The organism is Microcoleus sp. bin48.metabat.b7b8b9.023 (genome assembly GCF_013299185.1).
Lineage (GTDB): Bacteria > Cyanobacteriota > Cyanobacteriia > Cyanobacteriales > Microcoleaceae > Microcoleus.
The window spans coordinates 19,769-33,570 of record NZ_JAAFKG010000026.1; the positions used below are offsets into that span (position 1 = coordinate 19,769).

Below are 13,802 nucleotides of genomic sequence, written 5' to 3' on the forward strand. Positions count from 1 at the left end.
CAACTGTCAACTGTCAACTGTCAATCAATCAATCCTTCTTCCCTAGCCCGCACTTCCGTTTGAATCCGCAGATTTTTGTCTTCTTCGGAATGGACTTCTAACACATCTCGAATCTTTTCCCAGTAATATTGCACAGTGCGTTCACCAACATTCATCCGTTTGGCGATCGCCTTATCCTGCAAGCTCTCTTGAAAAGCAAATTGCAACACCTGCATCCAGTCGGGTTTGAGTTGCAGCCCATTGCGAATCTCTCTGGGCGTATAAATCCGCTCGTGTAGCGCCCAATCGACCATGGTGAGCAAATCTCTAATCGGCTGGCTTTTATCAACAACCGTGAACCCGCCCTCATGATTGTCGATCGACGGTTTCAGCCAAACCAATGTCCGAACATGAGCACTCTGCACCACAATATTTAGAGTCGGATAATGCTCCATCAACGTTTTGAGGAGTTGAAGCCCTGAATTTGCCTGAGCCGTTTCGCCGATCGCCTCTGGCATCACCAGATCCACAATTACGAGATCGGGCGTCGTCTGTGCTACTTGCTGAAGTGCTTCATGAGCCGTTGAAGCCGTCAGAATATCTGTCTGTGGGTACTCCTTCCTCAGAATGTCAAGCGTGCCGCCTAACACCATCGCATGGTCATCCACGACTAAAAAGGTTCGTTTTTCCGGTTGAGGTAAAGTCTGGAGCATAGTTCAATCGTTACCGCACAACATCGTCAGTTTAAGTGATCTGTCCTCTTCTTACAATAGAGGCATTACCGGGATTCCGTCCTGCATCTGTCCACAAAATAGGACTGTGGAAGTCAGCAACGAGAATTGCGCTAAAGTGCAATTTTGTTCATCTCTCTCTTCTCTCCCTCTGTGTTCTCTGCGTCCTCTGTGGTTAAATCATTCCAAAAATAAGGATAATTTTATGACAGAATCAGGTTCATATAAAGCCAGCACGTACAATCTGGAACTTGAAGCCGAAATCCAGCGGCTAAAAAATCAAGTTTTCCTCAGTTGGGAAAAGGAAGCGCGCACTTTAAAGTGGTTTGGTTTAGCCGACGGGATGAATCTTTTAGAAGCGGGTAGCGGCCCGGGATTTTTCACCGAAAAACTGTTAGAATTGCTGCCAAACAGTTCGATAACAGCCGTAGAAATCGACCCGGTACTGCACGAAAAAGCTGTAGGATATTTAGAGGACAAAGGAGGCGATCGCGTAAATCGCATTCAAGCATCGATCGCAGATACTGGTTTAGAGGATAATACATTTGATTTTGCGATCGCCCGTTTGATTTTCGTCCACCTCCCCGATCCCGTCGCAGCAGCCAGAGAAATATTCCGCATCTTAAAACCGAGTGGTAAACTGGTGATTATCGATAGCGATGCGGATCTATTTTGGCTGACAAATCCACCTTGGTCAATTCAGATTGTCCGGGAGAAATTCAAACAGGTGATGGCCTCGCGGGGCGGCAATTTATGCGTAGGGCGAAATCTGTGTCGCATTCTCAAAGAAGCTGGGTTTGGTAGCATCGATCTAGAAGCCGTTGTCAGCCACAGCGATATCATCGGCATAGAAGCGTTTGAACCTTTGCTTGACTCCGGGCCGATTTTACAGTTGGTCAAACAAGGGCTGATTTCCGAGTCGGAAATAGAGAGTTATCTAATTTCCCGCGATGAGTTTGTCGCTGCGGGCGATCGATCGATGATGAGTTTTTGGTTGATGGCTTGCGGGGGAAAAAATTAATAGAAATCTGGAATAACTCTCAAGCTTCCTCCCAGCAATGACTAATGACTTTTGGTTTGGTGCGTCGCTCATCGATTGTCGATTTTTTTAGGGATTTAACAGTGCCGACGCACCCTACGACTCTCGAATAAGTCTCAACTCGGAGGCGGGTTTATCAGATTGTTAATTATGGGAAATTATTGTTTTTGATACTTTCCCCCTTGTATCTTGTATTTTCTTCTTCTTTCTTCCTTCGCGTCCTTCGCGTCTTCGCGGTTCGTTTCAATCCAAATACCCAATCCAAGCCGGCAAAACCTCCAGCGAACCATACCACTTTCCCGGAGAGCGAGGCGAATGCCAAACCCCATCCAACACCAAATTTTCGGCCCCGTCCAAATGAGCAGCTTCAATCGGCGTAATTCCATCGCCCCAAGTTTCGCCCTTCCCCACAGTCAACTCGTAACTCTTGTAAGCCAGCCAAGTCGCAAAACTGCGCTTACCAAAAACAGATTTCCCAGCCACGCACACGTAGCGCACTTGCGGGTGAAACGCCCCCGGATAATGAATTTTGACAAAATCTAGATTTTTGCGCGTCCAGCGCTCTTGAGAGACGTGTGGCGTGCCTAAACTAATTAAAGTATTGACCCAAGGGTGAGCTTCCCACAAACCCGCATCCTCAAGCACGTCGCCGTGAATTGTATAAGGCTTTTCGCCTAAATAAATCCGAGAAATCCAGCCGCCTGCGGAATGACCGATGAGATTTACTTGAGAGACGCCGTATTGCTGTAACATTTGTTTGACCGTGCGATCGAGCTTCCGCAAAATTGGCACCATCGATCGCCCGCCAAAAGTCGGCAACCAATCTGCCTTGCCCAGTGGTACTGTTACAGTTGGGAAACCGCGATCGACCAAAGATTTTTCTAATTCCCGATAGTCTGAAGCAGCAGCAAAATATCCTGGCAAAATCACGGTAGGTAATGGCATTATCAATTTTAGATTTTAGATTTTAGATTTTGCGGCCGGGGTGCTAGGATCTATTTTTCAAGTTCCAAGACGCTTGCCGAAGCATCTTTTGGATGGCTAACATCTCTCGCTCGTTAAACTTTTTGCTTGGGGAATATCTACTTCTATGGCTCGCGAGCCGATTCCAACATTGTATTTTACCCTAGTTGTCGTTCACTTAGAAGACCGTTTTCTACTGGTACAAGAGCGCAAGTACGAGCAGCAGTGGTATCTGCCAGCAGGGCGAGTAGAAAAAGGCGAGACTTTGCTTGAAGCTGCTCAGCGCAATACTGTCCAGGAAGCGGGCATTCCTGTGATCGTGGAGGGAATTCTCAGGGTAGAGCATACGGTGATGCCTAGGGGCAACGTGCGCCTGAGGGTGATTTTTGTGGCTCGTCCTGAAGATAAGACGCCACCCAAGAGCAAGCCGGACGAGTTTACTTTGTGTGCTGGTTGGTATTCTCTCAAAGAGTTAGACCAGTTGTCGCTGCGCGGAGAGGAAGTTCGGGAAATGTTTCAATATATGGCAAGCGGCGCTCCAATTTATCCTATCGACTTGCTGAGCGTTGAGGGAGCTCCTTTTAAAACTTACCGCTATCGGTGGTAAAAAGAAGGAAGTTCGACAACGGATATTATGTAGCGGATGTAACGGATGTAGCGGATGTAGCGGATGGGGAAGAGGAAAAAAGACTTATGCAGTCAGCTTTTTAGCGATCCGTCCAAATTCCTTTCTGTAACCGAATTGGAAACAGGGGTCGATCGCGCCGATCGTCGGTGTTTAATCAATTAAGACAGTGCATCGGTCAGGAAAAGACGGTATTGCAGTGGCTCCTTGGTGAGAAGGCGGCTGGCTGCGCTCCTTAATTTTGAGCGCGATCGTGCTATACTTATACCTTTGAATTGCTAAATTTTTAATTTTCACCGCTTCCCCATAAAAAAATCTCGGTCATCAATAACCAATAACGAATAACAAATAACTAATAACCAATAACCAATTCCTAATTCCTGATTGCCAATGGTCATGACTGATTCATCCTCCCTAGCCAACGCCCTTTCCGAACCGCTGCGCCAGCCTTTTTGGTGGGCAGCCCTAGCTTCTGTCGGAATTCACGGAGTGCTCGGAGTAAGCGCCCCGACAATCTCAAACATCATCTATGGTGGTGGCAATTCCTCAAAAAACATCCCCGGTTCCGTCGGATTCGTGCAACTAACTCCCGCAGAAGCCGGCCGCCTGCCACAAACCATACCACCGCGATCGTCCAATAAGCCGTTTTCGATCGCACCAGTTCCCGTTCCCACCTCGCCCAAGTTAGCTCCCCCTTTGCCCCCTCCACCGGTTAACTTGCCCGCCCTGCCACCGGGAATGCCACCTCCTGGATTCTTTGCGCCTCTCGATCCCCCTCTCCCGCCATTAACTGCCCCAGCCGCCCCGCAGTCACAAACTTCAGTTCCAACGGTCAAACCCCCCTCTCTCAAAACACCTACTTTCATCCCCCAAGGGCCTCCCAGCGGTTTGATTTTCCCGCCATTACCCGGTAATTTCGATCGTAATATCCCCCCACCGCCACCAGGAGTAACAGGATTGCCCCAGCTTCCTGGCGGCACCTCCGAAGATGAGGCAGAGACTCTCAAAAAGGTCATAGCCAGTAGAGGCGGACTCCCCCTATTCCCAGACGGAGCTCCTGTCTTTACCCCGGAATTCCCCATTGGTGGCAGGAATTCTGGGCCCGATGGAGTACCGAAATTGACTCAAAAAGATCCCAATAAACGCAATCTCATCGCAGAAACTCCCGAAGAAAGAATCAGGAGGCAACAATTTGACCAGGGACAGCAACAACTAGAACAGCAGGGAGTGCCCGGTTCCAACTTACCCAGCGACAGAGAGACACTGCTTGCTGCTGCTAATACCTATGTTGCTTTGTTTAATGACTTCAAAAAAGCTTACCCCGACTTGGAAATGACGGGCCCGACTCCTGTGAATGTAGCTTATCCCAAAGAAGCTTGCTCGCAAAAACTTGAAGGAACGGCAGTTTTCGGAGCAGTTGTCAGTCCTCAGGGCTTGCTCAAGGCCGAGCCTAAGCCGATCGTCCCTACAGGTTACGGTATTCTCGATACTGCGGCTAAAACTGCAATTATTAACCCCAATCAAATATTTCCAGCAGCCAGCACGCACAAGCTTTACCAGTTGGCTGTCGCGTTTAAATACGACGAAAAAGTTTGCAGCGGCATTCCTGTCGCCCCATCCACCGGCCCCACCAGGCCCACAGCCCCGCAGCCGCTAGCGCCAGCCCCGACAGCACCCAAGCCAACAGGCGAACAGTCCCCAGCCCCTGCGGAAGTGAAACCCCAGTTTGAGAAGCCACCGGCGCCCTCTAACAAGCCGCAACCAGGGGCCCAACAGTCGCCACAGCCCTCACCAAAACCCGCAACCAAACCGTCGCCCTCACCTCAACCGAAACCAGCCGCCGAACAATCTCCTTCTCCCCAACCGAAGCCAGCCCCCGAACAGTCCCCGCAGCCAGAAGCTGTACCTTCTCCCGCCAGCGAAGTGTCCCCGCAGCCAGAAGCTGCACCTTCTCCCGCCGGCGAAAAGTCCCCGCAGCCAGAAGCTGCGCCTTCTCCCGCTGCCGAAGTATCGCCCTCGCCAGAAGCTGCGCCTTCTCCCGCTGCCGAAGTTGGGCCTTCTCCTGCTACGGCTAATTAATTGTTAACTAGACAAGATTGCATCAGAAACCGCAGTCTGTAGGGTGTGTCAGTTGCCATATTTGTTGCTTGTTAAACCAATTTATACTTGCTGACGCACCCTACTTTTTTGACTGTTTTTTTGCGGACTGAAGTCCTCACTACGAACCTGTTTTTTTGCGGACTGAAGTCCTCACTACGAACCTGGTTTTTTGCGGACTGAAGTCCTCACTACGAACCTGGTTTTTTGCGGACTGAAGTCCTCACTACGAACCTGGTTTTTTGCGGACTGAAGTCCTCACTGCGAACCTGGTTTTTTGCGGACTGAAGTCCTCACTACGAACCTGGTTGCCTCTCAATTGAATAGGACTTTATACATTTGAAATAAGTCACCACTTTGCTTTTTTACTACTTTAGCGCCTGCCGCTTTAATCATTTTTTCCCAGTCTTCGATTGTCTCTAAAAATACATCTCCAGCTCGATAAGTTTCCAGAATTGCCCAATCTTCTGCTAGAGGTGCATTGGGGTTGAGGACATCAAACACAAAATGACCGCCCGGTTTTAGTACCCGCTTTACTTCTCCCATGACAGTGTTCCAATACTCTATGGGATAGTAACAACTAAATCCTGTAGCGAGGCATAGGTCGAACTGATCCTCTTCGTAATTTAACTTGTGAGCGGGGGCCCATTCTACACCTTTGAACAGCTTAGAATTGAGCTGAGGGCCGCGAGCATTTAATGCGTCTCTGGCTGCGCTGCTGATTTCTTGACCGTAAAAATATGCTTCCCATTCCCGCCAAGGGTATATCAAAAAGCTGACTCCGCAACCAATGTCTAAACAGCGCTGGTTTTTTTGGGGTTTGGCAATTTTCCAGAAGGGAGATACTGTTTTTTCTTGCAGGGTTCCGGCGACTGATTCGAGGAAAATTGGCATTGCTTCGACTTCTTCGGGTAAGGCGAATGCTTCTCCTCGATATTCGCGATCGAACCGAGATGCAACCTGCGATAGTAAAGCTTGCCAGCTATCTGATTTGTCTTTGGCAAACCAAGTCTGCTCTTGACCTGCTGCTGGGCGTTCCGACTTTTTAGACATTCTTTAATTACCAAGAAATTGGGTCTAAAGCCCCGTCCTTCTAGGACGGCTTTAATTTTTTAATTATTGCACTATTCCATTTCTATCTACCATCTTAGCCATAGATAAGCTATCATAGAGATATGCTAAACATGACCTACGAGTACAAACTAGAACCCACTTCATCCCAATCTCAGACCTTTGACCACTGGTTAGAAGTCTGTCGCAAGGTGTGGAATTATGCTCTTAGAGAGCGGAAAGACTGGTACAACTCAAGGTCATGTGGAATCAACGCCTGTAGCCTAAAATCCGAATACATTATTCCCGCTGATAGCCCTAGACCAAACTTTGCCGTGCAGTGCAAATCTTTGACCACCGCTAGACAAAGTAATTCAGAGCTAAAAACTGTCCACTCCCAAGTATTGCAGCAAGTTCTCAAGCAATTAGAGAAAGCCTTTACTTCTATGTGGGAATCAGGTTTTGGCTTTCCGAGGTTTAAGAAGAAAGGCAGAATGAGAAGTTTCCTGTTCCCTACTCCTAATAAAACTGTAGTAATCGGGAATAGGATTAACCTACCCAGTATTGGCTTAGTTAAGTTCAGAGATTCTAGACCTATCCCTGATGGTTTTGTAGTCAAGCAAATCAGAATAGTTAAAAGAGCCTCTGGATACTTTGCCATGTTAGCTTTAGCTCTAGATGTAAGTATCCCTACTACCATGCCTCATGGCTATGCCCTAGGAATCGATCTAGGTTTAGAGAAATTTCTCGCTACCTCCGATAATGAACTAGTTGCCAGACCTAAATTCTTTGTGGATGCTCAACGCAAGCTGAAATCGCTGCAAAAAGTAGTCAGTCGCAAAAGAATCGGGTCAAAAAACTGGCAAAAAGCTCAAAAAAAAGTAGCAAGATACCATCAACATATCAGTGACAGTAGGAAGGATTTCCATTTCAAAACCGCCCATCATCTCTGTAATCAAGCAGGAATGATATTTGCTGAAGATTTGAATGTCAAAGCAATGGCAAAAGGGATGCTCTGCAAGCACACTCTAGATGGGGGATTTGGACAATTTCTATCTATTCTGGAATATGTTTGTTTCAAGAAAGATGTATTTTTCTTAAAGGTAGATAAAAATGGTACATCTCAAACCTGCCCTCAGTGCCAGACTCATACAGGAAAGAAGCCTTTGAGCTTAAGAATTCATCAATGTCCTGAGTGTGGATATGAAGCAGATAGAGATGTAGCAGCAGCGCAGGTAGTAGTCCAGCGTGGGCTTGCAGCGGTAGGGCATACCGTCAAGATGCTTTCAGAGGGTAAAGCTACTAGGCTCCCTGTGATGAAAGAATCCCCGTCTCTTTAGAGCGGAGAGTGTCAACTTCTAGAGCCTTTGAGTGCTTTTGTAAAGTTTTGACGGTAAGGCTTATTAAAAATTAACGCGGGCCACAGCAGCGACAGTTTCAGCTTATTTGCAAAACTTCTGTCGAAATTAGTGCGATCGAAACCATTCCAAAATTTCCAAATACCGCCGCCGTAAGCGACTAGCAACACTAATCCAATTAACGGTTCCATTAAATAACCCCCTAAGCGAGTGATTGGATTTTTCGTCAGCGAGCCTGTATCGCTATTCTTAATCTATCATTTTTCAACTGCTCTGGTGCAGAGATACGCCCTTGTAATTCTACCTTCAGCTAGAGACTTGAAAATCCCCGATCGCCACAGACTGAAAAATATAGCAGAAGGAAGAAGGAAGAAGGAAGAAGGCAGAAGGCAGAAGGCAGAAGGCAGAAGGCAGAAGGCAGAAGGCAGAAGGCAGAAGGCAGAAGGAGGAAGGAAAAAACAAGAAGCAATATTCAGCAAGGGTTTTAGCAATTAAGAACGCTTCAGTCGTCGGGTGCGGTTGCTATAAAAGCCAAGAAGATACCTTTCAGGGTGCAAGATGGAGGATTTACGCAACATTCCCTACAAATCGGAGTTCGATCGCGCTATTTCTCAGATCCCGCCCAAAAGTTGAAATCGCTGGCTGTTGGGGGACGGCTTCCCTTTCTTGGATTTCTGAGACGTGGGATAACTCAAAGATAATTAACACTGATAGTTAGTACCCCACAGGTTACAGCAGGCAAGCTTTTTCTAGCGGACAATAACGGTAGAGAGGTTTCTAAGTAAGGAGGATTGTTTATGCGTGCTGTGCTGATGGCTGGGGGGTCGGGAACGAGGCTCAGACCCCTGACGTGCGATTTACCCAAACCGATGGTGCCGATTCTGAATCGCCCGATCGCAGAACACATTATCAATTTGCTAAAAAGGCATAATATTACGGAAATTATTGCGACGCTGCACTACCTTCCCGATGTCATGCGCGAATATTTTACCGACGGGACAGACTTTGGCGTTCAAATGACCTACGCTGTGGAGGAAGACCAACCGCTGGGTACGGCTGGTTGTGTCAAAAATATTGCGGAATTGCTCGATCGAACTTTTCTGGTCATCAGCGGCGATAGCATCACAGACTTCGACTTGACAGAAGCTATCAAATTTCACCGCAGCAATAAATCTAAAGCTACGTTAATTTTAACTCGCGTTCCCAACCCAATGGAATTCGGGGTAGTAATTACGGAAGAAAATCACCGGATCAGTCGCTTTCTGGAAAAGCCTTCTAGCAGCGAAATTTTCTCCGATACCGTCAATACCGGCACTTACATTTTAGAACCGGAAGTATTGGACTACCTGCCCGCAAATCAAGAGTGCGACTTCTCGAAAGACTTGTTTCCGCTGCTGTTGGAAAAAAACGAGCCGATGTACGGTTACATCGCGGAGGGTTACTGGTGCGATGTGGGCCAGTTGGATGTTTACCGGGAAGCTCAGTACGACGCGCTGCGGGGAAAGGTCAATCTGGATCTGAGTTACTACGACGAAGTTCGATCGGGACTTTGGGTAGGTCAAAATACTTTTATTGACGATAGCGCGATCGTCGAAGTACCTGCCATGATCGGCAACAATTGCCGAATTGGAGCCCGAGTCAAAATTAACGCGGGTTCAGTCATCGGAGATAATGTGACCGTCGGAGCTGATGCTAACATCAAACGTCCGATCGTCTGGAATGGAGCAATTATCGGCGAAGATGCTCATCTCAGGGCCTGCGTGATTTGCCGCAGTACCCGCGTAGACAGGCGCGCCCACGTCCTCGAAGGTGCTGTAGTCGGTTCAATGTCCATTGTCGGAGAAGAGGCGCAAATCGGCCCTTCCGTGCGAGTCTGGCCGAGCAAAAATATTGAATCCGGCGCTCTGTTGAATCAAAATTTAATTTGGGGAGAACAAGCTAAACGGAATTTGTTCGGCCAGCGGGGCGTTCAAGGACTGGCCAATGTGGATATTACCCCGGAATTTGCCGTGAAATTGGGCGCGGCTTACGGCTCAACATTGAAACCAGGGGCTTCGGTATCGGTTTCTCGGGATCAGCGCAGTATTTCGCGGATGGTTTCGAGATCTTTGATTGCGGGTTTGATGTCGGTAGGAATTAATGTGGTCAATTTGGAATCGACGGCAATTCCGATCGCGCGCACGGTTTCGTCTACGATCTCAATTGCTGGTGGCATTCACGTTCGGATTTCGCCCGATCGCTCCGACCACATTTTAATTGAATTCTTCGATATCAAAGGCATCAATATCACTAAAGCTGCGGAGAAAAAAATCGAGGGCGCTTATTTTAAGGAAGATTTGCGTAGGGCTCTGATTCCTGAAATTGGAGATATGTCGTACTTTAACCAAGCACTCGACGTTTACAACCGGATGTTTGAGCGGCAGATGAATGTTGAGGCAATTCGCTACAGCAATTCTAAGGTAGTGATCGATTACGTTTATGCGGTTTCCGGAGCAATTCTGCCGCAAATGCTCGCCAAATTCGGCTGTGATGCGGTGGTACTCAATGCCAGTCTCAAGCAGACTTCTCTGAGCAACGGAGAACGGGAATATTTGCTCGACCAACTCGGCCGGGTGGTAAAAGCACTCAGCGCTAATTTTGGCGTGCAGGTGTCGGCGAACGGCGAACAGCTCATTTTGGTAGACGAGTCGGGAATAGCGATTCGTGGGGAAATGCTGACGGCGCTGATGGTAAATTTGATGCTGACTTCCCATCCCAGAGGTACAGTAGTAGTACCGGTGAATGCGTCTTCTGCGGTGGAGGCGATCGCCCGTCGCTATCAAAGCAAGGTAATCCGCACTAAGGCAAACCCAACTGCATTGATGGAAGCCTCTAACAGGAACCCGAATGTGGTTTTGGGCGGTAGTGGCAATATGGGTTTTATTTTCCCGCAATTGCATCCGGGGTTTGACGGAATGTTCTGCATTGCTAAAGTGATAGAAATGATGACGATTCAGGAGCGATCGCTCGGACAGATCAAAGCGGAACTTCCCCGCGTCACCCACCGCAGTTACAGCGTCCGCTGTCCTTGGACGGTAAAAGGTTCGCTCATGCGGCATTTGGTAGAAACTCATTCGCCCGATCGTTTAGAATTAATAGATGGAGTGAAGATTTTTAACTACAGCGACGACAATTGGGTATTAGTTTTGCCCGATGCTAGCGAACCCACCGTTCATATCTTCGCCAACAGCGAGGACAGAGATTGGGTATCCGAAACTTTGAAAGAGTACCGCGCCCTCGTTCACGATTTTGTGACCCAAAGCGAGGCGGCGGTTCGACAAGATAAATTTGGGAATAGTTAATTGGTTATTTGTTGGTTGTTATTGGTTACTGGTTATTGGTTATTGGTTATGGAATTGGTTATTACTAATCGGTGATTGATTATTATAATCAATAACCAAAAACTAACAACTAACAACTAATAACTAACAACTAACAACTAACAACTAATAACCAATGCCCGATGCCCGATGCCCGATGCCCTGTTTGGCCAATGCCCAATTCCAAATGCCCAATTCCCATTTAAGTTATGAATAGCTGCATTTTAATGGCGGAAATAATTCAACCACCGCAACTCCGTTATACTCCAGACAATCAAGTTCCAATTGCTGAGATGCTGGTGCAGTTTCCAGGGTCGAGACCTGAAGATCCGCCAGAACATTTGAAAGTGATAGGATGGGGCAATTTAGCTCAAGAAATTCACGAAAAATATCGCGAGGGCGATCGCGTGATTATTGAAGGGCGGCTGGGTATGAATACGATCGACAGAGATGGTATGAAAGAAAAGCGCGCTGAACTGACAGCCCAAAGAATTTACACTCTCGGCGCCGATGCGATGAGCGCTGCACCCGCAGCTAGAACCGCCCCCGAACCCGCTCAAATTCGCGATACCGCCCCGGCTAATGTGCCGAGCAATGTGGTTCCCATGAGTTCCCGAGGTCGCAGTTCTAACAACGCTCCAGCCCCTGCTAACCGCCCGTCTAGTTCTGATTGGAACTCGCATCAGTCTTCTGAGTCCGATCGCAAGCCTGGTTCCTCAAACGAAGCTGACAATCCAGATTACGATCCGATTCCGTTTTAAGAGCCGACGGCGAATAGAGCCGATTCCGTTTTAAGAGCCGACGGCGAATAGAGCCGACGGCGAATAGAGCCGACGGCGGTTGAAACCGCGTCTACACAGGCAAAACCCGCCTCCGCGGGTTGAAAAACGGGTGGTTAAATTTACGTTCTTTTCTTCAGTCTGCGGAGGCAGACTTCGTTTTTGTAGACGCGGTTTCAACCGCCGTCCTCGTTTTTGTAGACGCGGTTTCAACCGCCGTTTGATCCGATCGCACAATTTCCCGATCCGATCGCACAATTTCCACCCCAAAAACGCGAGCAAACTCAGCAACAACGATCGCCCTAACTCGATCGAGTTCAATTCCCGGTATAAATTGCTCTAAACTGCCAACCGGTCGATCGGGAATCCCGCAAGGTACAATTTGCCCAAAACCTGACAGATCCGGGCAAACATTCAAAGCAAAACCGTGCATAGTAATCCAGCGACTGACTTTAATCCCGATCGCACCCACCTTGCACCCATCCACCCAAACCCCAGTCATTCCCGGAACCCGCGAACCCTTCAGCCCGAAAACTTCCAGCACACTCAACAGCACTTCCTCCAACTGTCGCAAATACCAGTGCAAATCCTGCTGGTGGCGGCGCAAATTTAAAATCGGATAGCCCACCAACTGGCCCGGACAATGGTAAGTCACCTCGCCGCCCCGCTCAACTCGGTGCAACTCCGCATGAGTTTGGCTTGGATCGAACTTCAGAAATTCCAACTTCGATCCCAGCCCCAAAGTGTAAACAGGCGGATGTTCCAGCAAAATCAGCACATCAGGCAAATCAGGATTGTCCCGGCGTTCTTGCACCAGTTTTTGCTGGACTTCCCAAGCTTGGGAGTAGGGTACTTGTCCCCAATCGAAGAGCAAGCACGGTTCAGGGATCAGAGGTTTATGGCTGAGAGGGGAAAGCATGAAAAAAATCAAGAGTGTTTTTACGGAATATTTACGCAGTTAAAATCAAGAATTGTCAACAGATAAAAAAAGATTTGTAAGATGAGTGTTTTCTAGAATACATAGTGCTATTGTATAAACTATACCCACGTTAGAGAAGGGAGGGAGCTCTATGAAGCTTGTTATCCAGGGTAAAAATATAGAAATCACCGATGCGATTCGCGAGTACGTAAATCAAAAGGTTGAAAAGGCAGTCAGCCATTTTCAAACTTTGACGACGGAAGTGGATATCCATCTATCGGTGGCTCGTAACCCCAGGATCAATCCTAAGCAGACTGCTGAGGTGACTATTTATGCTAACGGCAGCGTGATTCGGGCTGAGGAAAGCACGGAAAGCCTGTATGCTAGCATCGATTTGGTAGCAGACAAGATAGCTCGTCAACTGCGGAAATTTAAGGAAAAACGCCACGACAACAAGACCCAGAGTAGTGTCAAAACAGTTACGGCAGTTGAAGAACATCCTGTAGTAGCAGATTTGATTGGCGATCGAACTCCCGAACTTCCAGCCGAGGTAGTCAGGACAAAGTATTTTGCCATGCCTCCGATGACTGTGCAAGAAGCCTTGGAACAATTAGAGATTATCGATCACGATTTCTATATGTTCCGTAATGCGGAAACAGGCGAAATTAACGTACTCTACCAACGCAAGACTCACGGCGGCTATGGAGTTATCCAACCACGAAATGCCAACGGTAACGGGCATAGCAAAAATGGCAAAACTGCCGAAAGCGCAGCACCTGAAAAATCAGTTGCTGCAAAAGGTTAGATAATTGCTATCAGCAAAGCAAGGACTAAAGTCCTTACTACAAACCAAAGGTTCGTAGTGAGGACTTCAGTTTTTGTTTTGTCTCTGTCTCACTCTTC

The 13,802-nt window shown here is 47.9% G+C and carries 14 protein-coding genes; 8 read left to right on the plus strand and 6 right to left on the minus strand.

Annotation, left to right across the window (positions count from 1 at the left end):
* Nucleotides 1–20: 20 nt before the first annotated feature.
* Nucleotides 21–692 carry a response regulator transcription factor gene (locus QZW82_RS16140; protein WP_293149842.1) on the minus strand — a complete coding sequence of 224 codons (672 nt, stop codon included), beginning with the start codon at nt 690–692 and terminating at the stop codon, nt 21–23.
* A gap of 223 nt (nt 693–915) precedes the next feature.
* Here QZW82_RS16140 and QZW82_RS16145 point away from each other — a divergent pair, with 223 nt between their 5' ends.
* The gene (locus QZW82_RS16145; RefSeq protein ID WP_293149844.1) at nt 916–1,731 is read left to right on the plus strand and encodes a class I SAM-dependent methyltransferase; all 816 of its coding nucleotides are present in this window, start codon (nt 916–918) and stop codon (nt 1,729–1,731) included.
* A 261-nt stretch (nt 1,732–1,992) separates the two neighbouring features.
* On the opposite strand, the gene QZW82_RS16150 is transcribed toward QZW82_RS16145, so the two are convergent.
* A complete protein-coding gene (locus tag QZW82_RS16150) occupies nt 1,993–2,694 on the minus strand; it encodes an alpha/beta fold hydrolase (RefSeq protein WP_293149846.1) in 702 nt (233 codons plus the stop codon).
* Between the two features lie 145 nt (nt 2,695–2,839).
* Here QZW82_RS16150 and QZW82_RS16155 point away from each other — a divergent pair, with 145 nt between their 5' ends.
* Both QZW82_RS16155 and QZW82_RS16160 read left to right on the plus strand, forming a co-directional pair.
* Nucleotides 2,840–3,319, plus strand: a complete 480-nt coding sequence (locus QZW82_RS16155) for an NUDIX domain-containing protein (RefSeq protein WP_293149848.1) — start codon at nt 2,840–2,842, stop codon at nt 3,317–3,319.
* Nucleotides 3,320–3,733: 414 nt separating this feature from the next.
* Nucleotides 3,734–5,416 (plus strand): hypothetical protein, encoded by a 1,683-nt coding sequence (locus tag QZW82_RS16160; RefSeq protein ID WP_293149850.1) that lies wholly within the window; start codon nt 3,734–3,736, stop codon nt 5,414–5,416.
* Nucleotides 5,417–5,749: 333 nt separating this feature from the next.
* Here the strand turns inward: QZW82_RS16160 and QZW82_RS16165 are convergent, their stop codons facing one another.
* Nucleotides 5,750–6,487: a class I SAM-dependent methyltransferase gene (locus QZW82_RS16165; RefSeq protein ID WP_293149852.1), complete on the minus strand. Its 738-nt coding sequence runs from the start codon at nt 6,485–6,487 to the stop codon at nt 5,750–5,752.
* Between the two features lie 122 nt (nt 6,488–6,609).
* Between QZW82_RS16165 and QZW82_RS16170 the strand changes: the two genes are divergently transcribed.
* Nucleotides 6,610–7,824 carry a transposase gene (locus tag QZW82_RS16170; protein ID WP_293146696.1) on the plus strand — a complete coding sequence of 405 codons (1,215 nt, stop codon included), beginning with the start codon at nt 6,610–6,612 and terminating at the stop codon, nt 7,822–7,824.
* An 11-nt stretch (nt 7,825–7,835) separates the two neighbouring features.
* Here the strand turns inward: QZW82_RS16170 and QZW82_RS16175 are convergent, their stop codons facing one another.
* On the minus strand, nt 7,836–8,033 hold the full coding sequence (locus QZW82_RS16175) for a hypothetical protein (protein ID WP_293149854.1): 198 nt from the start codon (nt 8,031–8,033) through the stop codon (nt 7,836–7,838).
* A gap of 19 nt (nt 8,034–8,052) precedes the next feature.
* Between QZW82_RS16175 and QZW82_RS16180 the strand changes: the two genes are divergently transcribed.
* Nucleotides 8,053–8,337: a hypothetical protein gene (locus QZW82_RS16180; RefSeq protein ID WP_293149856.1), complete on the plus strand. Its 285-nt coding sequence runs from the start codon at nt 8,053–8,055 to the stop codon at nt 8,335–8,337.
* Between the two features lie 72 nt (nt 8,338–8,409).
* Here QZW82_RS16180 and QZW82_RS16185 read toward each other — a convergent pair whose 3' ends face one another.
* Nucleotides 8,410–8,550 (minus strand): hypothetical protein, encoded by a 141-nt coding sequence (locus QZW82_RS16185; RefSeq protein WP_293149858.1) that lies wholly within the window; start codon nt 8,548–8,550, stop codon nt 8,410–8,412.
* An 89-nt stretch (nt 8,551–8,639) separates the two neighbouring features.
* On the opposite strand from QZW82_RS16185, the gene QZW82_RS16190 reads away from it, so the two are divergent.
* Together QZW82_RS16190 and QZW82_RS16195 are read left to right on the plus strand one after the other, a co-directional pair.
* Nucleotides 8,640–11,183 (plus strand): mannose-1-phosphate guanyltransferase, encoded by a 2,544-nt coding sequence (locus QZW82_RS16190; RefSeq protein WP_293149860.1) that lies wholly within the window; start codon nt 8,640–8,642, stop codon nt 11,181–11,183.
* 227 nt (nt 11,184–11,410) lie between these two features.
* Nucleotides 11,411–11,962 (plus strand): single-stranded DNA-binding protein, encoded by a 552-nt coding sequence (locus QZW82_RS16195; protein ID WP_293149862.1) that lies wholly within the window; start codon nt 11,411–11,413, stop codon nt 11,960–11,962.
* 154 nt (nt 11,963–12,116) lie between these two features.
* On the opposite strand, the gene lipB is transcribed toward QZW82_RS16195, so the two are convergent.
* Nucleotides 12,117–12,899: a lipoyl(octanoyl) transferase LipB gene (lipB, locus tag QZW82_RS16200; protein WP_293149864.1), complete on the minus strand. Its 783-nt coding sequence runs from the start codon at nt 12,897–12,899 to the stop codon at nt 12,117–12,119.
* Between the two features lie 151 nt (nt 12,900–13,050).
* Between lipB and raiA the strand changes: the two genes are divergently transcribed.
* Nucleotides 13,051–13,704 carry a ribosome-associated translation inhibitor RaiA gene (raiA, locus tag QZW82_RS16205; RefSeq protein ID WP_293149866.1) on the plus strand — a complete coding sequence of 218 codons (654 nt, stop codon included), beginning with the start codon at nt 13,051–13,053 and terminating at the stop codon, nt 13,702–13,704.
* Nucleotides 13,705–13,802: the final 98 nt, after the last annotated feature.

Excerpts from the sequence above, each read along its gene's own strand:
- QZW82_RS16190 (WP_293149860.1), top strand. The coding sequence starts at position 8,640 with ATGCGTGCTGTGCTGATGGCTGGGGGGTCGGGAACGAGGCTCAGACCC.
- lipB (WP_293149864.1), bottom strand. The coding sequence starts at position 12,899 with ATGCTTTCCCCTCTCAGCCATAAACCTCTGATCCCTGAACCGTGCTTG.
- QZW82_RS16195 (WP_293149862.1), top strand. The coding sequence starts at position 11,411 with ATGAATAGCTGCATTTTAATGGCGGAAATAATTCAACCACCGCAACTC.
- QZW82_RS16165 (WP_293149852.1), bottom strand. The coding sequence starts at position 6,487 with ATGTCTAAAAAGTCGGAACGCCCAGCAGCAGGTCAAGAGCAGACTTGG.
- raiA (WP_293149866.1), top strand. The coding sequence starts at position 13,051 with ATGAAGCTTGTTATCCAGGGTAAAAATATAGAAATCACCGATGCGATT.
- QZW82_RS16140 (WP_293149842.1), bottom strand. The coding sequence starts at position 692 with ATGCTCCAGACTTTACCTCAACCGGAAAAACGAACCTTTTTAGTCGTG.
- QZW82_RS16150 (WP_293149846.1), bottom strand. The coding sequence starts at position 2,694 with ATGCCATTACCTACCGTGATTTTGCCAGGATATTTTGCTGCTGCTTCA.
- QZW82_RS16170 (WP_293146696.1), top strand. The coding sequence starts at position 6,610 with ATGCTAAACATGACCTACGAGTACAAACTAGAACCCACTTCATCCCAA.
- QZW82_RS16160 (WP_293149850.1), top strand. The coding sequence starts at position 3,734 with ATGACTGATTCATCCTCCCTAGCCAACGCCCTTTCCGAACCGCTGCGC.
- QZW82_RS16155 (WP_293149848.1), top strand. The coding sequence starts at position 2,840 with ATGGCTCGCGAGCCGATTCCAACATTGTATTTTACCCTAGTTGTCGTT.
- QZW82_RS16145 (WP_293149844.1), top strand. The coding sequence starts at position 916 with ATGACAGAATCAGGTTCATATAAAGCCAGCACGTACAATCTGGAACTT.
- QZW82_RS16175 (WP_293149854.1), bottom strand. The coding sequence starts at position 8,033 with ATGGAACCGTTAATTGGATTAGTGTTGCTAGTCGCTTACGGCGGCGGT.